General features: G+C 34.2%; 17 protein-coding genes. 14 read left to right on the plus strand and 3 right to left on the minus strand.

The window, feature by feature from the left end:
* Positions 1 to 39: 39 nt before the first annotated feature.
* The 3 genes from ACODR7_RS02335 to ACODR7_RS02345 all read right to left on the minus strand — a co-directional run bounded on the left by ACODR7_RS02335 (position 40) and on the right by ACODR7_RS02345 (position 3,099).
* Positions 40 to 1,356, minus strand: coding sequence for an ABC1 kinase family protein (locus ACODR7_RS02335; RefSeq protein WP_488836969.1), 1,317 nt, complete (start codon positions 1,354 to 1,356; stop codon positions 40 to 42).
* A 227-nt stretch (positions 1,357 to 1,583) separates the two neighbouring features.
* Positions 1,584 to 2,243 carry a TetR family transcriptional regulator C-terminal domain-containing protein gene (locus ACODR7_RS02340; RefSeq protein ID WP_488836971.1) on the minus strand — a complete coding sequence of 220 codons (660 nt, stop codon included), beginning with the start codon at positions 2,241 to 2,243 and terminating at the stop codon, positions 1,584 to 1,586.
* 430 nt (positions 2,244 to 2,673) lie between these two features.
* Entirely contained in the window at positions 2,674 to 3,099 is a 426-nt protein-coding gene (locus ACODR7_RS02345) for a helix-turn-helix domain-containing protein (protein ID WP_488836973.1), read from the minus strand.
* Positions 3,100 to 4,037: 938 nt separating this feature from the next.
* Here ACODR7_RS02345 and ACODR7_RS02350 point away from each other — a divergent pair.
* The 14 genes from ACODR7_RS02350 to ACODR7_RS02415 all read left to right on the plus strand — a co-directional run bounded on the left by ACODR7_RS02350 (position 4,038) and on the right by ACODR7_RS02415 (position 19,985).
* A complete protein-coding gene (locus ACODR7_RS02350; RefSeq protein WP_488836974.1) occupies positions 4,038 to 5,543 on the plus strand; it encodes an RCC1 domain-containing protein in 1,506 nt (501 codons plus the stop codon).
* A 161-nt stretch (positions 5,544 to 5,704) separates the two neighbouring features.
* Positions 5,705 to 6,145 (plus strand): transposase, encoded by a 441-nt coding sequence (locus tag ACODR7_RS02355; RefSeq protein ID WP_488836976.1) that lies wholly within the window; start codon positions 5,705 to 5,707, stop codon positions 6,143 to 6,145.
* A 28-nt stretch (positions 6,146 to 6,173) separates the two neighbouring features.
* On the plus strand, positions 6,174 to 6,500 hold the full coding sequence (locus ACODR7_RS02360) for a helix-turn-helix domain-containing protein (RefSeq protein WP_488836978.1): 327 nt from the start codon (positions 6,174 to 6,176) through the stop codon (positions 6,498 to 6,500).
* A 314-nt stretch (positions 6,501 to 6,814) separates the two neighbouring features.
* Positions 6,815 to 7,357, plus strand: coding sequence for a peptidoglycan-binding protein LysM (locus ACODR7_RS02365; RefSeq protein WP_488836980.1), 543 nt, complete (start codon positions 6,815 to 6,817; stop codon positions 7,355 to 7,357).
* Between the two features lie 202 nt (positions 7,358 to 7,559).
* Positions 7,560 to 8,105, plus strand: a complete 546-nt coding sequence (locus tag ACODR7_RS02370; protein WP_488836982.1) for a peptidoglycan-binding protein LysM — start codon at positions 7,560 to 7,562, stop codon at positions 8,103 to 8,105.
* A gap of 336 nt (positions 8,106 to 8,441) precedes the next feature.
* Positions 8,442 to 8,987: a peptidoglycan-binding protein LysM gene (locus tag ACODR7_RS02375; RefSeq protein WP_488836984.1), complete on the plus strand. Its 546-nt coding sequence runs from the start codon at positions 8,442 to 8,444 to the stop codon at positions 8,985 to 8,987.
* Positions 8,988 to 9,189: 202 nt separating this feature from the next.
* Positions 9,190 to 9,735: a peptidoglycan-binding protein LysM gene (locus tag ACODR7_RS02380; protein WP_488836986.1), complete on the plus strand. Its 546-nt coding sequence runs from the start codon at positions 9,190 to 9,192 to the stop codon at positions 9,733 to 9,735.
* 81 nt (positions 9,736 to 9,816) lie between these two features.
* Positions 9,817 to 10,617 carry a fimbrial biogenesis chaperone gene (locus ACODR7_RS02385; RefSeq protein ID WP_488836988.1) on the plus strand — a complete coding sequence of 267 codons (801 nt, stop codon included), beginning with the start codon at positions 9,817 to 9,819 and terminating at the stop codon, positions 10,615 to 10,617.
* Positions 10,618 to 10,626: 9 nt separating this feature from the next.
* Complete coding sequence (locus tag ACODR7_RS02390) at positions 10,627 to 13,431, plus strand: hypothetical protein (RefSeq protein WP_488836990.1); 2,805 nt, start codon at positions 10,627 to 10,629, stop codon at positions 13,429 to 13,431.
* A gap of 10 nt (positions 13,432 to 13,441) precedes the next feature.
* The gene (locus tag ACODR7_RS02395; RefSeq protein WP_488836991.1) at positions 13,442 to 14,875 is read left to right on the plus strand and encodes a hypothetical protein; all 1,434 of its coding nucleotides are present in this window, start codon (positions 13,442 to 13,444) and stop codon (positions 14,873 to 14,875) included.
* Between the two features lie 644 nt (positions 14,876 to 15,519).
* Positions 15,520 to 16,254, plus strand: coding sequence for a sensor histidine kinase (locus ACODR7_RS02400; RefSeq protein ID WP_488836993.1), 735 nt, complete (start codon positions 15,520 to 15,522; stop codon positions 16,252 to 16,254).
* Complete coding sequence (locus tag ACODR7_RS02405; protein WP_228402655.1) at positions 16,251 to 16,898, plus strand: response regulator; 648 nt, start codon at positions 16,251 to 16,253, stop codon at positions 16,896 to 16,898. The genes ACODR7_RS02400 and ACODR7_RS02405 overlap by 4 nt, the downstream gene beginning before the upstream one ends.
* A 309-nt stretch (positions 16,899 to 17,207) precedes the next feature.
* Positions 17,208 to 18,476, plus strand: coding sequence for a phage integrase SAM-like domain-containing protein (locus ACODR7_RS02410; RefSeq protein ID WP_488836995.1), 1,269 nt, complete (start codon positions 17,208 to 17,210; stop codon positions 18,474 to 18,476).
* Between the two features lie 18 nt (positions 18,477 to 18,494).
* Positions 18,495 to 19,985 carry a hypothetical protein gene (locus ACODR7_RS02415; protein WP_488836997.1) on the plus strand — a complete coding sequence of 497 codons (1,491 nt, stop codon included), beginning with the start codon at positions 18,495 to 18,497 and terminating at the stop codon, positions 19,983 to 19,985.
* Positions 19,986 to 20,000 lie beyond the last annotated feature (15 nt).

A 20,000-nucleotide genomic window follows, 5' to 3' on the forward strand; every position in this document is an offset into this window, starting at 1 on the left:
AGGCTGAGCTGTTGAAGTCTTTATTTATTCTTGAAAAAATTACTTTAAGGAGTTTTTAAAATTATTAATCACCACGTCTTTCGATTTCAAATCGTGCATCATGTTATACAGTCCGAAAAACGTTCGGTTCAGGTAAATGAAATGTCTGGAACCGCGGTTGGTGTTCATTCCTTTCATATCACTTGCTTTTGCATATTTTTGCCCTAGATCGGCGATTTCCTGAAAGAAAGATTGATCAGAAAAATCGAATTTTTCCTTGTTAAACGGCCTTGTGAATAATTCAAGCAATTCATAGAACAGCTTGGCAAAAAACTCTTTTTCCTGCGGAGAATCTTCTTCACGGAGAATTTCCAGTGTGAATAATTTTTCACGGAAAATTTCAGGATTTTTAAGATTTTCTTCTTTAGCCAATTCAAAATACGGAATGTAGAAATCTTCCGGAATCTCTTTGATACAGCCAAAATCGATCACCAGCAATTCTTTATTTTCCGAAATCAGGAAATTTCCCGGATGCGGATCTGCGTGAACTTTTTTCAGGACATGCATCTGATACATATAAAAATCCCAAAGTGTCTGTCCGATTTTGTTCAGATCTTCCTGCGAATTCTGTCTTTTGGTAAATTCTGAAAAATGAATTCCCGACATCCAATCCATAGTAATGATTTTCTCACAAGAATATTCGGGATAATAATGCGGAAATTTTACATTCGGAAGATGACTGCATTCTTCTGCAAAATGCTGACTTCTTTTAAGTTCCAGATTGTAATCGGTTTCTTCAAACAATTTGTCTTCTACTTCCTGAAAGTAAGATTCTGAACCTTCTTTTTTGATATTGAACATTTTCATCGCAATCGGTTTTACCATTTTAAGGTCACTCGAGATACTTTCTCTTACGCCAGGATACTGGATTTTAACTGCCAGTTTCTGACCTTCCTTTTTTGCGGTGTGAACCTGTCCGATACTTGCTGCATTGACTGATTCGGCGGAAAATTCATCAAAAATATCTTCCGGATTTTTGCCGAAATATTTTCTGAATGTTTTCTTCACCAATGCGCCCGATAAAGGCGGAACGGAAAACTGTGAAAGCGAAAATTTCTCGACGTATTCTACCGGAAGGATATTTTTTTCCATACTCAGCATTTGAGCAACTTTGAGCGCGGAACCTTTCAGTTCTTTCAGAGAATCGTAAATATCTGTTGCGTTGTCCTCATTTAATATCTTACGTGCTTCATCTTCGTCTTTTGTTATTTTGTTTCCGTAGTATTTCAGGTAATTGACTCCTACTTTTGCACCAGCTTTTAAGAGACTGCTCGTCCGTTCAATTTTTCCTGTGGGGATTTTATTTAATGTTTTCATTTTTACATTTTGTTTATTGTGTTTTTAAGCGTAAAGGCTTAAATATTTAGCGGCTGGCAGGGCTTATCGAAGTTCTTTTTCTATCATTTTTATTGCAGCCCGACCTGAGTGGAGCTCTTTTTGTACGTTTTCGGAAAAGTTTGGGCACAAAAAAGCGGGAACGGAGGGCGGAAATAGCTGCCCCAATCATGAATAGTCCTTTTTGAAACCAAATCCAGATCTTTACTTTAGCTCATTTTAAATTTTTCCTTCCAAAGGAATTTTCCGAGGTCGAAAACTTTTCTCAAGGGTTCGTTGTCCATCAGTTCAAAGCCAGTATCTATGGTTTTTTCGATAAAAATATCGGTCTTTTCAAAATCGGGAGAAGTATCTTTTTTCCAAAAGTCAATTGATGAAATAAGATGCAGCCAAAGCGCTTCCTGTCTTGATTTTTCGTTGAACTTTCGGAGGTCTTCTTTCGCTTTTTCAATCATTTCCCATTCATTGAAATCCAAAGTGTTGACAAATTGTTTGTGGGTTTCCCTAAGATTCTGAAGCGTTTTGATATTCTGAATTTTGCTGCTTCCCAGTATGGATAACACGAGGGAACGGTTCATCGTCAGATTTTCAAAGAAAATATAATATACATTCAGGAGTTTTTCCTTGGCTGTTATTTCACTTGATGAATTAACCTCTGAGGCGAGTTCCAGCGATTTTGTGAAAAGATGATTCAGCATTTCTCTTTCAATCTGCTCAAAACCTGAAAAATAATGGTAAAATTCTTTCTCTTCAAAGTCGTTTTCTTTAGCAAAGAGATAAACGTTTTTCGGTTTTTCTCCGTGATTCAAAAGATAATCTCCATATAATTCAAATATTTTTTCCTGCGTGATGTTGGTTTGTTCTTGCATGATAGAATTTATTTACCAACAAATTTAGTAATTAATTTTATTTTTAATTATAATAAAGTATAAATTTATACTATATAAGCGATTTGATTTTTGAATTATTTAAAAATACAGGCACAATCCAATAAGCCTGCAAATTATAGAATGTTTACTGTTTATGAGTTTTCAGAATAAGAAGATGGCTGGAATCTTAACTTGGTTTGGGTAGTAGAAAAAAGATTTCAGGAAAATATTGAACGTCAGTTTTCACTCGGAAAGTATCCCAGGAGAGATTTTTCATTCTAAAAAATATCAAATAAGCTGATTAACTGTCAACTTATTTCAGGACGGGACAAAGACGCAGATCCAAAAACAGATGTGTTATTCTTAAGATTCTTGACAAGAAAAATCAAGTTTAATTCAAAAAAGTGGAAATCTCAAGGATAGTATTTAATTAAACCTGATATTTCTCCTGCTGTAAGTATTCTGTTGCTGTACAGCCGGTAACCTGTTTAAATACTCTGTTAAAACTTGCCTGATATGCAAATCCTGCTTTCTGGTAAATGAATGCAATCGTAAAATTTTTATGTTCCAAACGGTCAAAATCATCAAGAACCTGTTTGATTCTATAGCTGTTCAGCAGATTGTAAAAGTTTGTATTTCCTTTTTCTTTTAATGTTCTGGAAAGATAAGTGCGGTTGGTACAAAGGATCTCGGCAAACTGATTAAGAGAAAAATTAGGGTCCTGCCACAGTTTTTTTTCTTCGAGACAGGAAATAGCTTTTTGATAAAGTTCTTCGAATTTATCAGAAGTAACAGATTCAGGGGTATCAGGGTTTTCATGATTAATGTCTGTTGTTTTTACCGTGAATGTCTGCATAAGAGAAGGTCTTTTATCTTCATTTTGTGGTTTTATGGCTTCATCTTCCTTTATTTTGTGAAATATTTTAATGTAATAAAGATTAAAGCATACACAGAATAGAACAGTAACAAATGTAGATATACTTTGAATAAGATCTTCGGTCTTGCTGAGTTTAAGGGGATGTGAAATGTTAAAATACTTACTTATCAGGAAAGGACTAAGAAAAGAAATAACTATATAGATAGACCATAAAAGCATGATTTTGATATTATAATGGTAATTTAAAAGTAAAAAAATAGGAATATAATAAAGAGCCTGTATTAAAATTGAATTGTATAGAAGATAAAAGCTATACTGAAGGATTGAGTAGGCGAATATATATAAGGTTGAAAGGAATTTAAAACTTAGATTTTTTTTTAAGCCTACAGTCCCTCCAGACAGTACACATAAAAAAAATAAAAAGATGAGCAGATGTCCTATACCTTCAGGGTCTACGGTATAATAGAAGGCTCCCATAAATAAATGAAATGGAGCCGTAAATAAAATGAAATTTTTCATAAACTCCCTTTCCTTTTGGAGTAAAAGATTATTTGTTTGCATTTCTAAAATTATTACTAATTTTTTTAAAAAGACAATGAGCAGAAACAATGGTACAAATAAAAGCAATCAATTAATAAATTATTGTTTTTTTGTTTGAATCAATAATACAAAAATAGGTTTTGTTTTTATATGTATTTAATTGTTAATTATTGTTTTTTAGTTGGTTACTGTTTTTTTTAGTTTTTTTTAATCTTTGATTTAATGTTTTGTTATTAAGATTTTTGGTATCCTATAGATTTGCCAAGTACAATCTTATACATCTGTTTTTTACATTGTTATAAGAGCTTTTTAAGAAATAATTCTAAAAAGTATTGTCTGAAAAGTCACAAGATTTAACCCTTAAAATATTCAACAAAATGAAGAAAAATGCATTACTAGTTTTAATTTCTATTTCGAGTTTTTATACTGCGCAAGTAGGTATAAATACGCAGAATCCTCAGGGAGTATTAGACATAAAGAACAAGGGCGGTCTCAAAAACGGATTGGTTCTTCCAGTCGTTGATGACGCTAATAACACTGTTACACCATCAGGAAGCACTGCTGTAGAAAGTACTTTGGTATACGACCAGACGGGTCAGTGTATCCGTGTAAAGACAGGCACCGGGTGGTCCAACTGTTTAATTGATCAGTCTAATGTGAGTATTACGGCTTTAGGAAGTACCTTTTGGGTTGCAAGTTCTTTTTCCACATTGACAGAGCCGTTAATGCAGAAAAAGTTCAGTGGAACTCAGTATGCTACGGTATTCAGTAATGCTGCGGATAAAGATTACTCTACAGGCGCAGGATATCCGGCATATGGTTTGGGGGTACCCGGACCCCCGGTAGCTGTATCTCCGGCTAAGAGAGTCTATAAAAGCAATATATTAACCGTAAGCGGTAGTTATCAATCCAGCATTATGATCAATACGGATGGAAAGATTTTTGTTACGGGAGTTAACAGTAATGGAAAATTGGGAACAGGAAATCTTTCAAATCTTGATACATGGCAGGAGGTTACATTAACGGGCGCCACCGCAGATGAGAAAGCAATACAGGTACAAATGTCACCTTATGCGTCCATTATTCTTACCAACAAAGGATATGTATACTCTGCAGGAGGCAATGGTTTTGGGCAGACGGGTCTGGGAACTGTAAATGGAAATACAACAAGTTTTACAAAAATACCCTCTTTAAGTAATGTAAAATCCATCTGGGGCGGGGATGATGTTGATCCCAATGATATGTTTACTGCTATTACAAATAATAATAAAATATATGCGTGGGGAAATTACAGTAATGCAGGATTAAGCTCAAGTCTTGGAACTAATGGCATTAAATCAACTCCTATAGAAATTACATCTTCTTTTGCTGCAGCTACGGCATCTGGTGGTGTTGTAAAAAAAGTAATGATTGGTAATAATGGAAGTTTTGCGTTGCTAAGTAATGGTACAATATGGGCTGCGCAAGCTGTTGGAATTTCAAAATCTTATATCGGACTGGGAACCACAGCTTCAACTTCTTCAGACTTACAGGATATTACCAATTATATTACAATGGCTGCAGGTGAAAAAATTGTTGATTTTGACTTTAGTGATAATGGTGGGGCAATTATAACCAATCATTATGTGTGGAGGTTCGGAGTGGATACAGCTTACAGATTTTCAAATACCGGTGGGCAAATTATGACCTGGGCTAAGTTAAACAGTGAAATATATGACGGTGACATTATACTTACTTCTCTTGATTTAGATTATTCAGGTTTGCTTATAGGAACAGGTCTGGAAAACTCCAACAGAATAATAGTCTGCGGCTATAATGCCTATCGTCAATTGGGAACAACAAATAATGATAATATTTTAACTCCGACTTATGGTAGATATTAATTGTCATTATCAGAGCCTTTACCTTTAGTTCTTTATTTATAAAACACAATATCTAAATACTGCATTATATGAACAATCATTAATTTCGATTGTTCATATAATTTGTAGATCAGAATTGTTCTCAAGAAATTATTATTGAAGTTATAATAACAATCTTATTCATGAATTTTAAGACTATAAATATAGGATCTTTGATCCGGCAAAGAGTGGAAGAATGCGATATAGAACCGGAGCGCATAGGTAAATTCTTTAAATGTAATGAAGAAAAAATTGAAGAAATGTACCAGTCGGAAAATATGAATACGGATATTTTGCTTAAATGGAGTAAATTATTACAATATGATTTCTTCAGAATATACACTCAACACCTTATTTTGTTTGCTCCCCAAAATGTAAATCATATTTCACATCTGAGTACGGACCATTCTAAAATGCCGGAGTTCCGGAAAAGTATCTATACCAAAGAGTTGATTGATTTTATTTTGGAAATCATTGAAACGGGTGAAAAGAGTATTAGTGATGTGATTAATGAATATAAAATTCCTAAAACAACGTTGCACAGATGGTTATATAAGTATGGTAATAGACGAGTCAGGCCATAGTTTACGTCAAAGAAAAATCAATTTTATAATGGAAAAGATCAATTACCCCAATTATAATTATATCTACATGGATCTTATTAAAAAAAAGTTTCCGCAAAGAAGTGAAGAATTTAAGCCATTATTAAAAAATAATCTGGATATTCTGAGTGTAATAAAGGTTAATAAAATGTTATTTGGTGAAGAAGACAGATCCGGTAAGCAGACCAGTCAAAAATACCGGTCATATGATAAGGAAGCTATCCTTAGAATTTTAAATTATCAGAAAGTATATGGTTTGAATAACGTTCAGACAGCACAACATTTTAATATAAGTAGGAATAGTGTAACGAAATGGAAAAGATTGTTCCGAAAATAATATTTTATTATTACCATGTAAAATATCAATAGGCCCAGCTACAAAAATGACTTGAATGTATGATGTAAAGTTTAAAATCTTTATCCATGAATAATGACATCAGTTTTCGGGCCGTTCAACAATTTACTTAAGTATTACTGATAACGGTAAAAGATCGTAATAAGAATTAACTCTAGATTAAAATATCCTTATACTTTATGATGACAATATGTAATCAATGATGAAAAAGGCTTTGGTAATGTTAGATAATGTTATTAGATTTATAATTAGTTCTGAATGACAATATTTTATACACCTCTCTAAATTTATTAATCATGAAAAAACAAATCTTTATCGTTGCACTGTCTCTGGGAGCAATAGCCTTAGGAAATCAACAGGTTATGGCACAAAATTCAGAGCAGGTGAGTACATCAGTAAATATTATTTTATCGGACGTTATTGCGATGGACATTGGTTCTGTTGCTTCAGAAGGCGCTGTAGATTTTAATTATGGGAACACAAATGACTATAATTCAGCAAAAAATGTGACCGTTCCCAATAGTTTAGTCATTATTTCCTCCAAAAATTTTGATGTAAAAGTAAAATCTGAAGGTACACACTTTGTAAGTGGCACAAACGTAATTCCTGTAGATATATTACAGGTAAAAGCAATACCGGGCGGAAGTTTGGTGGGAACCCTGAATGAGGTTACTTTATCTACACATGATCAGGTGCTGGTGAGTAAGGCAGGTTTAGGGACCAAACAGTCTTTAAATATTGCCTACTCCATTTCGGCGGAAAATGCATTCAAGGTACTTTTAGGGAAACCACAGGGAACTTATACACAAAAAATAATTTATACTGCCACTGCATTGTAAGTAAATACCAATTTTTAAATAGAAAGGCCTCAATACTACAAAAGTATTGAGGCCTTTCTTATTTATCATATGAATAAACCGTGTAGTTATTTTACTACGTTAACTTCCTTTTTCCACTACAAGGAAACTTTTATCACCGCTGTAGATTTGTAATGTTCAAAAGAGAACAATTAAAAAAGAATAACAATTAAATAGTACTACCATGACAAAACAAATCGTAATCACAGCCTTAACTATTGGAGCAATGATATTAGGAACCAACAATGTTCAAGCTCAGAATACCACCGCAACCACAACCGTAAACATTACCCTGAACGATGTCATCTCTATTGATGCAGGAAGTACAGCAATTGGTAATACGGTTGATTTTAACTATGTTACCGCAGCAGACTATAACTCTGATCAGACAATTACTAAAGCCAACTCTTTAAAAGTTACTTCCACGAAGAACTTTAATGTTAAAGTAAAAGCAGGAGGTGCTAATTTTATGAATGGAACCAACTTAATCCCTGTCAATGTTTTAACTATCAAAGCAGCTACAGCTGCCGGAACAATGGGCGGAACAAAAAGCGCTGTAGTTTTATCTGCAACGGATCAAACCTTAGTCGCCAATGCTCCTCTTGGAAGTGCCTTAACATTGAATCTGGACTACACCATTCCCGCGGCAAAATCCTCATCTTCTGATATTTTAGGTAAGCCAGCCGGAACTTATACGCAAACAGTAACTTATACTGCAACAGCTTTATAAGTTAATTTTTTCATATTAATATTTTGTGATTTGGTGTTTCGAAGGCTTCCTCAGGAGGCCTTTGATTTTGTATGTATTGTACCTATATAGATAAAATTCAAAATCCGGGAATTTATATTACGACAGCTTTATAATAGAAATAACGGCAATTTATATACGTCCTCAACACTTTCTAAGTGTTGAGGCTTTACTATTTAAGTCAAAATGATAAACCCTGTAGTTATTTTACTACGTTAACTTCCTTTTTCCACTACAAATAAACTATTATCACCGCTGTAGATTTGTAATGTTCAAAAGAGAACAATTAAAAAAGAATAACAATTAAATAGTACTACCATGACAAAACAAATTGTAATCACAGCATTCACTATTGGAGCAATGATATTAGGAACCAACAATGTTCAAGCTCAGAATACCACCGCAACCACAACCGTAAACATTACCCTGAACGATGTAATCTCTATTGATGCAGGAAGTACAGCAATTGGTAATACGGTTGACTTTAACTATGTTACCGCAGCAGACTATAACTCTGATCAGACAATTACTAAAGCCAACTCTTTAAAAGTTACTTCCACGAAGAACTTTAATGTTAAAGTAAAAGCAGGAGGTGCTAATTTTATGAATGGAACCAACTTAATCCCTGTCAATGTTTTAACTATCAAAGCAGCTACAGCTGCCGGAACAATGGGCGGAACAAAAAGCGCTGTAGTTTTATCTGCAACGGATCAAACCTTAGTCGCCAATGCTCCTCTTGGAAGTGCCTTAACATTGAATCTGGACTACACCATTCCCGCGGCAAAATCCTCATCTTCTGATATTTTAGGTAAGCCAGCCGGAACTTATACACAAACGGTAACCTATACCGCGACTGCTTTATAATAAAAAAAACACATCAATATATATGTCCTCAGTACTTTCTAAGTATTGAGGGTTTTTCTGTTTAAACCCAATGAGTAATCCTGTAGTTATTTTACTACGTTAACTTCCTTTTTCCACTACAAAGAAACTTTTATCACCGCTGTAGATTTGTAATGTTCAAAAGAGAACAATTAAATAAGAATAACAATTAAATAGTACTACCATGACAAAACAAATCGTAATCACAGCATTCACTATTGGAGCAATGATATTAGGAACCAACCATGTTCAAGCTCAGAATACCACCGCAGCCACAACCGTAAACATTACCCTGAACGATGTAATCTCTATTGATGCAGGAAGTACAGCAATTGGTGGTGCAGTTGCCTTTAACTATGTTACTGCAGCAGACTATAATTCGGACAAAACAGTTGCTCAGGCCTCCGCTTTGAAAATCACTTCAACAAAGAATTTTAATGTAAAAGTAAAAGCAGGTGGTCCGAATTTCGTTAATGGTTTAAACTCAATCCCTGTAGATGTTGTGACAATCAAAGCTGCAGCAGCTCCTGGAACAATGGGTGGAACAAAAAACGATGTGGTTTTATTTCAAGGAGAAAGAACCTTAGTAGCTAATGCTCCTCTTGGAAGTGCATTGACATTGAATCTGGACTACACTATTCCAGCGGCAAAATCCTCATCTTCTGATATTTTAGGAAAACCAGCCGGAACTTATACACAAACAGTAACCTATACCGCAACTGCTTTATAACAAAATTTTTAATTTGTAAAGGTTCCTTTTGCTATGTTTTCAGTAGTTTTGGGAATCTTTTAGTATTAAACTATTTACACCATGTACAAGCTTATTCACCTTTTCATTTTCTGTATCCTCACAGGCTCTTCTTCACTTCTGGCACAAAGTATCTCTATGTCGCCTACACGCTTGTTTTTCACAGGTAATCCGGGAGAAAAAGTAACAAAGACAGTCACGCTTCAAAACAGTTCGGATAAGGATTATGTTTTTAACCTCAACTATAAAGATTGGGTTAGAGAAGAAGACGGCAATAAGGTTTATCTTGAAGCAGGCAGTTCAAAAACTTCGAATGCTTCCTGGGTATCTACCTTAGAAAACGCTGTAACAGTTCCTGCAAAAAGTACAAAGGAGATTGTAGTAACCATGCAGATTCCTGCAAACGCATCACAGTCTGCCGTTACAAACAGCATGTTGTTTTTCACTCAACTTCCTCAGCAGGCAGATAAGGCACGTGTTCAGAACGGTATTGGTATTATCACCTTATTTGAAGTGGGGCTTCACATTTTTTATACTCCACCGGGAAACCATGTAAAAAGTTTGGATATTACCAATATTTCAGAGGCAAGTAATGAGGGTGCAGCGAACAGAAAAGTTGCAGTAAGCATCCATAATGATGGAAACACCATCAATGATGCCACTGTTGAGTTTGAACTCACGGACACAGACAGTGGTAAGGAAATAAAATTGCCTTCAATTGCTATCTCCATGCTTCCGGATACCAATCAGGTTGTTCAGTTTTCTTTACCAGAGAACATTTCAGGGAACTTCCTTGGCGTGGTAATTATCAAAATGGCAGAATCCAATGACTTACGCGTAGGCGAAAAAAACTTTAAATTTTAAAATTACGTTTTGAAACCACAGAATGGAATATCGTTATCAATCTTAAGAAGAACAATCTTATTTTTTGCAGTTGTTCTTCTGAACTTTTCGTTGGCCTTTGCGCAGGAAAAGAAAGATATTCAAATCCATTTTGAAAATGACAGTGTAGCGGTTGAGAAGGGTTCTACTTTTACTAATTTCCTGGTCATTGAGAATAAAAGTTCTGAAGAGATTATTATTCAGAATATCATACCTCAGGAAAACTATCCGGGATTGCTTTTCTATCCCAAAAATGACTTTACCTTAGGTGCGGGACAGTCTAAAAATCTTCCTGTAAAACTGATCGCGAATGTGGATTTTATGAAGATGAAATCCAATGAGATTCAATTCCAGATTTCGTACACCACACCAACGGTCACCAGAACTGAAAGTGCCTCGTTCTTCATTGCTAAAGGCGAGAACAAAAACATCGCAATTTATACCGCCACGTACGAAAATTTCATTAACCCTGCTTTGCCGCAGTCCACAATTCTGCTGACTGTAGAAAACCAGGGTTATAGTAAACGAACCGTTAAAATTGATTTGCAATCCATTCCTGATGGGTTGGAAATTTTGCCAAAACAACAAACTGTATCGCTGGAAGGTTTAGAAAAACAAACGGTTGAGATGAAAATTGCGGTAAGAAAACAGAATACACTTTATCCGGAATTTAATATTAATGCAATAGTCACAGACCTGCTTGACAATAAAATTGTGGGAAGTAACACGCTCTACTTAGTTGTTTTATCGCATAACAGACAAATTGCCCGGGGAAACGAAGCGGTGAGCGGAAATAATTTTGCAGAAATGAGCTATAATGAAAACAGTTCACGTCTTAATTTTCTTCAATTGAGGGGAAACACAGCATTTCGGATGACTGAGAATTTGAAATCACGCTTCAATATTGGCGCAGATTACTATCTTGAAGACGGCCGTTACAACCTGTATGATACCTGGCTGGAACTGGAGAGAAAAAATACGGTATTGCGTGTGGGAAACGTTAATAGCAGCGATTACGATTACCCGGTTTTCGGAAGAGGAGGGAAGGTTTCTACCAAATTTGGTAACAATAATCAGATTGAAATTCTTGCATTGGAAAATAACTATAATCTGTATGGTACTTATTTCCAACAAACAGAAGGATCTACCATGGTGGGTGCAAAATATGCTTTTGGGAATGCTAAATCTTTCAATGGGAAAGTGTCCTATATTTTTGACCATGATCCGCGTCTTAACGTAGATACGCAGGTAGCGAACGCGCTAACATCATTTTTAATTAACGATAAACATTCAATCCGTACGGAAGTGGGTGTGAGCCACGAAAAAGGCCTTTTGAACAAAGATGAAAACGCAGGAGCTTCAATGGGAGCCAATTACGAAGGGAAAATAGGAAAATGGGATATACAATCTTTCAATTCCTTTGCTACTAAAAGTTATGCAGGGATCAAACGGGGATCCTTTTTCTTAAATCAGCGGATCGGCCGCCAATTTTCTGCTTCTCAGCGCGCTTTTATACAATATCAGAATTCGCAGGTAGAACCTGAGTTCCTGAGTTTCCAGAATGAGCCAGTCCAGCCTGGAAATACTGCTAATTTGCGTTATTATTTCAACAGTACGGAAGCTTTGGGGTTAGGGTATCAGTTTTCTTTAAAGAAATGGAATTTCCTACTTTATCCAAAGGTTGAAAAACAAAAAACAGCTAATTTTTACACATCGCAGGAACTTTTTTCTTACCGGTTGGAAGCCAATATCAGTACTACATTAGGTGCTCACGGATTGAACCTGACGGCGGAATATTCTTATTCAAAAGAGAATAATAAACCGGATTGGTTCAACAGTTTGAAAACAACTTTATCCTACAGATATAAATCATTCTCCCTCAACGGAACAGCTCAATGGAACGCAACCAGTGTCTTTGATTTAAATTCTTATTATGATGTAACCCGTAATTTCGCCAACTATAATGTTTATGCCTCGTATAATTTCCAGATGCTTAATCATAATCTCACCGGATCTTTTTCAGCCGGAACCTTCTATTCGGAACTTTATAAAAATCTAAACAGCAATATCACCGGCAATCTGGAATATAAGATTTCGCCTTCCTGGTCCACCACAGGTTATTTTAATTTTTCCGGTTATAAATCTACGGCTGAATATGCAAGCAGTGGCAGCTATTACCAGTTCAGAGTAGGGATTAAAAAATATTTTACCACAGCTACGGCTCTCGGAAATCATAGAGTAGCGTTTCAGTTCTTTGAAGATAAAAATTTCAATGGACTTCTGGAGTCCGGTGAATCGGTACTTGCTAATGAAATTGTAAAACTGGACAATTATGTAGCGATGACGGATAAGAACGGAAAAGTAGTTTTTCAGAATGTACCCGAAGGTACTTACACACTGAAGGTGAACGAAACTGCGGGTGCCCGATTGATGATGGATCCTGCTATTATGGTACATAGTAATATTAACCGCAAAGTGGGCTTGGTGAAAAACATCAGGGTAAGTGGGAAATTAACAGAGATCAAACAAGCCTATGATGTTTTGGAAACGGATGTTACCGGAATAGTGGTGTATGCAAAAAGTGAAGATGGTGTGATTTATACTGCCGTGGTTAACCAAAAAAATGAGTTTGAGTTTTTCCTGAAAGATGGAAAATACAGCCTCTATATTGAAAATGACAAATACAATTATACACAACCTACCCAACCTATTCAGGTGACAAAAGAAGGTTATTCAAAAACCGTGGTTTTTGAATATAAGAAGAAAGACACCAACATTAAGGTGAAAAAGTTTTAAATTTAAAAGTATGAAAAAGATGAGGGCTTTTCTAATAGGAATTTTTACTGTGTTCTGCGGGTCTACAGTCATGAAAGCTCAGGATGTGTACCTGTCGGTTCCTGACAATACTATTTTTAACAGGAGCGAATTTACCTCAGTACCTACAAGGGTAATGACGAACGCCAACAGAACAAACTGGGATTATGCCTTTTTGGGATTACTCCCAACAGCTCCTACATTTACCTCTGTTTCCGGACCAAATTTTACTCACTCTTCTTCCTCACTTACTTTACCAAGTTCCACTCTTCTGTGGCAATTAGAAAGTATGGGCGGGCAGCTGCCATCTACTGGATTTTCAGGTTATTTACCAGGTTTTCAGTCATTCAGTGCAAGTGCTGTAAAATGGTTTGAACCGCCATCAATCAGTCTGGCAGGAGGATTCAACCGGGGAAATATCAATTTTACATTTAAAATTCCTGCCTCACAATTTACAGCCAATGCCTTCCGGGCCGGGAATTACTCCATGGATATCACTCAGAATTATAATGACTTCACACCACGTAATTTTAAAACAATTTTAGTCATTCCTTCATCTATGCGATGGATCACAAACTCTTTAACAAAATACATAGAAATATCTTCTTTGAATGACTACCGCAATACCAGCACGCGGGTGTGGGATTTGGGGAATACGGAAATTGCGCATACGGTCGATTTTAATTTTTGGGCGAAAGCTGCTTCCACAAACATTCAGTTCACTTCTTCTAAAGGTGTTCCAGGAACCAGAAATATAGCAAGCATTAAATTGGGTAGTAACGGATCTGCACTCACAACCAAAGCCTTGTCTGCCGATTTTCAGAATTTTTCCGCTGCTAATTTTAGTGTTGTAGCGGGAAACAGAAGCAACTTTATTCCGGAGCTTTATGTATCTGCGGATGATTTTAAAAACTTTTTTTTTGAAGCTGGAACTTACACGTTTGAATTGAACTTCAATGCCAGAAGTACAGATAACTCAATTAACAGTTTGCAAAATACGGCTGTTCAGCTAAAGGTGCTTCCTCTGTCGGAGATCACCATCCCCGGTTCCGGACGAAATGTAAACTTCAATTTTAATACTGCAGCCCATTACACTGATGGTCAGTCACAAATGATTCCGAACCAAATTATGTTGTCCAATAATGAAAATTTTGAGCTGTATGTAAAATCGGACGAAAATTATTTCAAGAAAGGCGGTCTGCAGACCAGTATTAATTCAAATATTTTACAAATTGGCATGGATGGAAGCTCTGTAAATGTTCCTTTATCAAAAACGCCTCAAAAACTCCTCTTTAACGGAACACCGGTTTTGGACCGCAGATTGAACGTAAGATACACCATATCACCTGCGGGTGCACAAAGTTTGGTAGGTAAGGAAAATACTACTTACTCTATCAATGTTTATTACAGCTTTACGGCAATTTAACAATACTTTTTGAAAATGAATCCTCTTATTTGCTGATGAAAAATTCCTCCATCAGTATAAATAAGGTGCATGCCTTCCAATAATTCGTTTTCTGAATGCATTTTGTGACAGCATTTTATGGCTGTGGTTTCATCATGTAATTGTCGGAAAATACAAAACTGCCCAAAAGATTTCCTGAAGTATCGCCATAAATACGTTGTCTTACTTTGATGATTTTTCCTTCATCAAACCCCTATATTTTCAATACCTGTAGATGTATTTTGGTAGTCTGGCTATCAATGATTGTTACTTCAGGCTGCCTTTTTTATCTTGCATCATTCAGCTGTTTGTGATCAGTAATCTGTTGATACTGTTCTATATTTCACCTTTTCTCTATTTTCGATAATACCGGTAAACAGTCTGCCAGAGTCAAAATTCTCATGGAATCTGACACAGTCATTTTTGTGAGATAAAAAAGGACATGTATTATTTCAGGTAAATCCCATTTGATTTTTTTAAAACTAATATGATATTTTTTTTAACTTGCTGCCTTCTGGAAGAAAGGTCTGAACTATATGTTTTTAGTTGCATTGAAGCAATATAACCCTTTCTGCCTTCTTTCAAAAAATAATTCAAACAGCTTCTAAAACCGTGATACTTAATTTATGAATGATTTTATCAACGAACTCCAATTAAAAATCGAAAGACTGGAAAACGAAATCAATTTCAAGAACGGACTGATCTCGATATTGTCTCATGACTCAAAAGAACTGTTTGGAACTTTTCTGTGGCTTATAGAAGAGCTAGAGCAAAAAACTTTAAGTGAGGAAGATTTTTTTAAGTTGTTGCCGCAGGTAAAACGTGATGCCCAGAAGAATCTGCAAACTACCCAGGACAGTATTGCCTGGCTAAAAACACAATACGGGGAATTTAAGATTAAACCCGTTAAAATCATGGTGATGGATCTTTTTCACTATTTAGAAGAAAAATACGCTGCAAAATTAAAAGAAAAAAACATTAAATTTTATTTTAAAGGTGATCAGAATGTATGGCTTGCAAGTGATCGCCTGTTGCTCGAATACGTTTTAGACAAAATTTTTAACAATGCGCTAAAGTACTCCTTTCCGGATCAAGATATTTATTTACAGGTAGCTACGGAAAGTGATCAGATTGTGATTTCTATAATTGATTTCGGGACAGGAATGAACGAAAAGTATTTATCTGCGATCTACACTTATGATAATCCCATATTCCTGGGAACTGCTGGCGAGAAAGGAGTTGGATTAAGTTTGAAAATTGTAAAAAATTTTATATCCTTGCTTAATGGAAACATACAAATCATTTCCACTGAAAATAAAGGTACGACAGTTTCCCTTTTTTTACGTAAATTTATAGAATGATGGGTTTAAAAGTAAACATTCGCATTGTTGTAGCAGACGATCATGGTATCGTCCGGATGGGTTTGATACAAACAATCAAACGATTCAGACCCGATGCCATCATTTCAGAAGTAGAGGATTATAAATCGCTGTATAAATTAATTCTGAAAGAAGAATTTGATCTGGCCATCATGGACGTTAATATGCCTAATGGTACTGTTCAGGAAGCAATAGATTACATAAAAATTCACCAGCCTGAATTAAAAATTTTAATATTTTCTTCGCAGGATGAAGAGTTGTATGGGATGCGTTATTTGAAAATGGGTGCTGGTGGCTATCTCAGCAAGCTAAGCTCCACTGAAGTCATTGAGACTGCCTTAACGGCGATGCTCAGTAAGGGCCGATATGTCAGTGATAATATAAAAGAAGCTATTTTTTTAGAATCATTAAATGGTGCGGCAAAAAAATCTCCCTTTGAAGCGCTATCAGACCGCGAATTGCAAATTGCCAATAAACTTGCAGAGGGGCTTCCGCTTAAAGAAATTTCTAATCAACTGAATCTTCATTCATCAACGATCAGTACTTACAAAAACAGGTTGTTTGAGAAGCTGAAAATACGATCCATACCTGAATTGGTGGAGATTCTCAGGCTGTATAATCAGTAAGTTTCTATCAAAAAAATGATTGTGATTCAAAAATAAATCAATTTAGTTTCCCCCAGATTTTGCGCTTGATCCATTTTTATGCATAAAAAAAGAGAGACAACTATCAAATAGTTGTCTCTTTAAGTGACCTCGACAGGACTACATCAAGTTAATTTATATTATTCTCCTAAACTTTAATAGTATCTGTAAATAGCTTATAATAGGCATGTTTAATTAAAGTGAATTTAAATTAATTTAGGTAAAATAAATAATTCGGATACAAAAACGGATACATTTTAGTATTTTAGAAAACAAAAAAATTATTTAATTATGGCATCAGTCGTATTTTTTCTGAGAAGTAACATTAAGAATAAACCTAGCAGTATTTGGGTAAGATTTAAGGATAAGGATATTGATATTAGTTTATCCATGAAAGAATTAAAATGTAGTGTTGATGAATGGAAAAATGGGAAATGTAAAAATGCCAATAAAAAAATGTTTGATACAGATTTAGAATCTATCAATACCAAATTATTAAAAATAGAAGGATATATTTTACAAGAGTACAACAATCTTAACTCTGTTTTGGATTTAAAGGTTTGGCTAAAATCTTGTGTAAATGACATTTTAAATCCTAAAGAAAAAAGTGTTTACTCATCAAATCTAATTGATTTTATTGATACTTATTTAGAGCTTAGACAAAATTCAATTACAAAAAGAACCAACTACAAAATTAAAGTTCTGAAAAGTATGTTAATTGACTTTTGTAATTTCAGTAAAAGACCTCCTGTTATACAATTTAAAGAAATGGATAACTATTTTAAAGATAGTTTTGAAAAATATTGTTTAAATATAAATTATAAGCATGATACAATATACAGCAAATTAAAGGATGCAAAAGCTATATCGAAATTTGCTGAAAATTATGACATTGAAACCCATCCACACACGAAGGAGTGGAAACTTGGAGTTACAAAATTTGTAAAAGATAAACCAAAACATATTTATTTGAATTTTGAAGAATTGGAAAGCATTAAAAAATGTAAATTAATACAAGAAGATTTAGATATTGCAAGAGATTGGTTAATTATTGCTTGTTTTACAGGTCAAAGGGTGAGTGATTTTCTTAGATTTGAAAAATCTATGATTGTGGAAGATAAAGACATGAGATATATAGAGTTCAGACAGGAAAAGACGAGAAAATTAATGCAAATTCCATTACTTATAGAAGTACAAAAAATATTGGATAAAAGAGGTGGAGAGTTTCCTAAGAAAATATCAGATGTTAGACTTAATCAGGATATAAAAATTGTATGTAAACATGCTAAAATAAATGAACTCGTTTATGGTAGTAAATCTCAAGTTTTAGAAGATAAAACAAAAAGAGGAGTTCTAGGCGATTATCCAAAATATAAACTTGTTGCAAGTCATATCGGCAGAAGAAGTTTCGCAACTAATTTTCACACTCTGCTACCTACAGCAGATGTTATGTATGTAACAGGTCATTCAACTGAAAAGCAGTTTTTAATGTATATTGGTAAAACAGAAAAAGAAATGGCGGTACGGACAGCAAATAGTTTTGCTAAAATTGGGTTTTAATAATTTACGCTATCAAATATGATTAATATAGAATCCAAAAGAGGAATAGCGCTAGATTTTATTGTTTATGTCATAGCTATGGAAGACCCTGTTTCATATCATGGCATACATGAGTTTTTTTTACAAAATTTTGAAGTAGAAAAGCCTACATACATACCTGATATTAGAGATATAAAAGTTAGGTTGGACGTTATACAACCAGACATAAGCACTGATATTAAAAATATAATAATCTCAGAAACGATAAATGATTTATTATCTTATTATCCAAGCGAGCTGTCACCTCAAAAAATAGAAAACTCAGAAGAATTAATAGCAGATTATTTCGAGTATATAAACCGTTTTTTAAATATAAATGCAGTAATAGTTAATGACGGATTAGTCGATTTTTCTAATATTGGGTCTGTTGATGAAATTTATAATGATGAAGAGATTACTAATATTGTACGTGTAATTAAGACTATAATTATTATTTCAGCTAATATAGTACAGCAGCTTCAAAAAAATAAATCTGAAAGTTTACCAATTAATGAAAATGAAATTAATTCCGCTGTCATATCAGAACACTTTCAAAATTACTTACTTCTTAAAATTACATCTCCAAATATTTATATAAGTTATTATGCTTCACTTGTATTTTCTTTACAAAAAAGGGCATCAAACTTTTTAAGTCGTTTTATAAGGGAAGTTAATGGGGTGTCAGAATCAATACTTATCAATAAATATTCTAGCCGTGAGAAATATCTGGATTATCAAATAAATGAAAATGAAAAATTACTTTTTGAACATTCATTTCAGACTCCGCAACTTGATGGTTCTTTTTTTAATAATACCGAATCTTCTATAATCTCTTTACAATCATCTTTTATCTCTTTAGAAGAATCTCTTAAAAATTATATTAACATATTAAACGCATCAGAATTATTACGATTTGCAGACCTTACAGGAGTCAATTTATATCAGTATTTAGAATTAAATGCAGAGCATTCTCTTTACGGAATGAAGCTAAAATATCTGAATTTACTGCGATATGGAGATAAAGTGTATTCACAGGAAAACAAGTTTCTTGAGAATGAATTAGATATTTTTATGAAAGAAAAATCGGCTTTTGTTGATTATTTACAATCAAAATCGTTTGATAACGGTACTATAAAAATTATTTTAAATGCACTTTCAGAAAATAAATATAGTAGTAATGGTGTTAAAGGAATAGAATTTAAAAATGATATTTATTTTTTTAGGTTTTGTTATTTCTTCTATATTTTTGATTACTTCTATGAGGTTGAAGGAAAGAGATTTGATACCATTGCTTCCTTTGAAAGAATTACTAAATTCAATACAGATAATAAAAGAGAATTAAAACAACAATATCTTAAAAATTTTATTGACATTGACAATTCACAGGGTAAACACTATCCTTTCACTTATAAAACTACTGATATTTTTCTTACAGAAATTGAATATTCATTAGGAATTAATAGGGAAAAATTAAAACCGATTCTAGGATAAAAAATAATTAAAATT

The organism is Chryseobacterium sp. FG46, assembly GCF_057809135.1.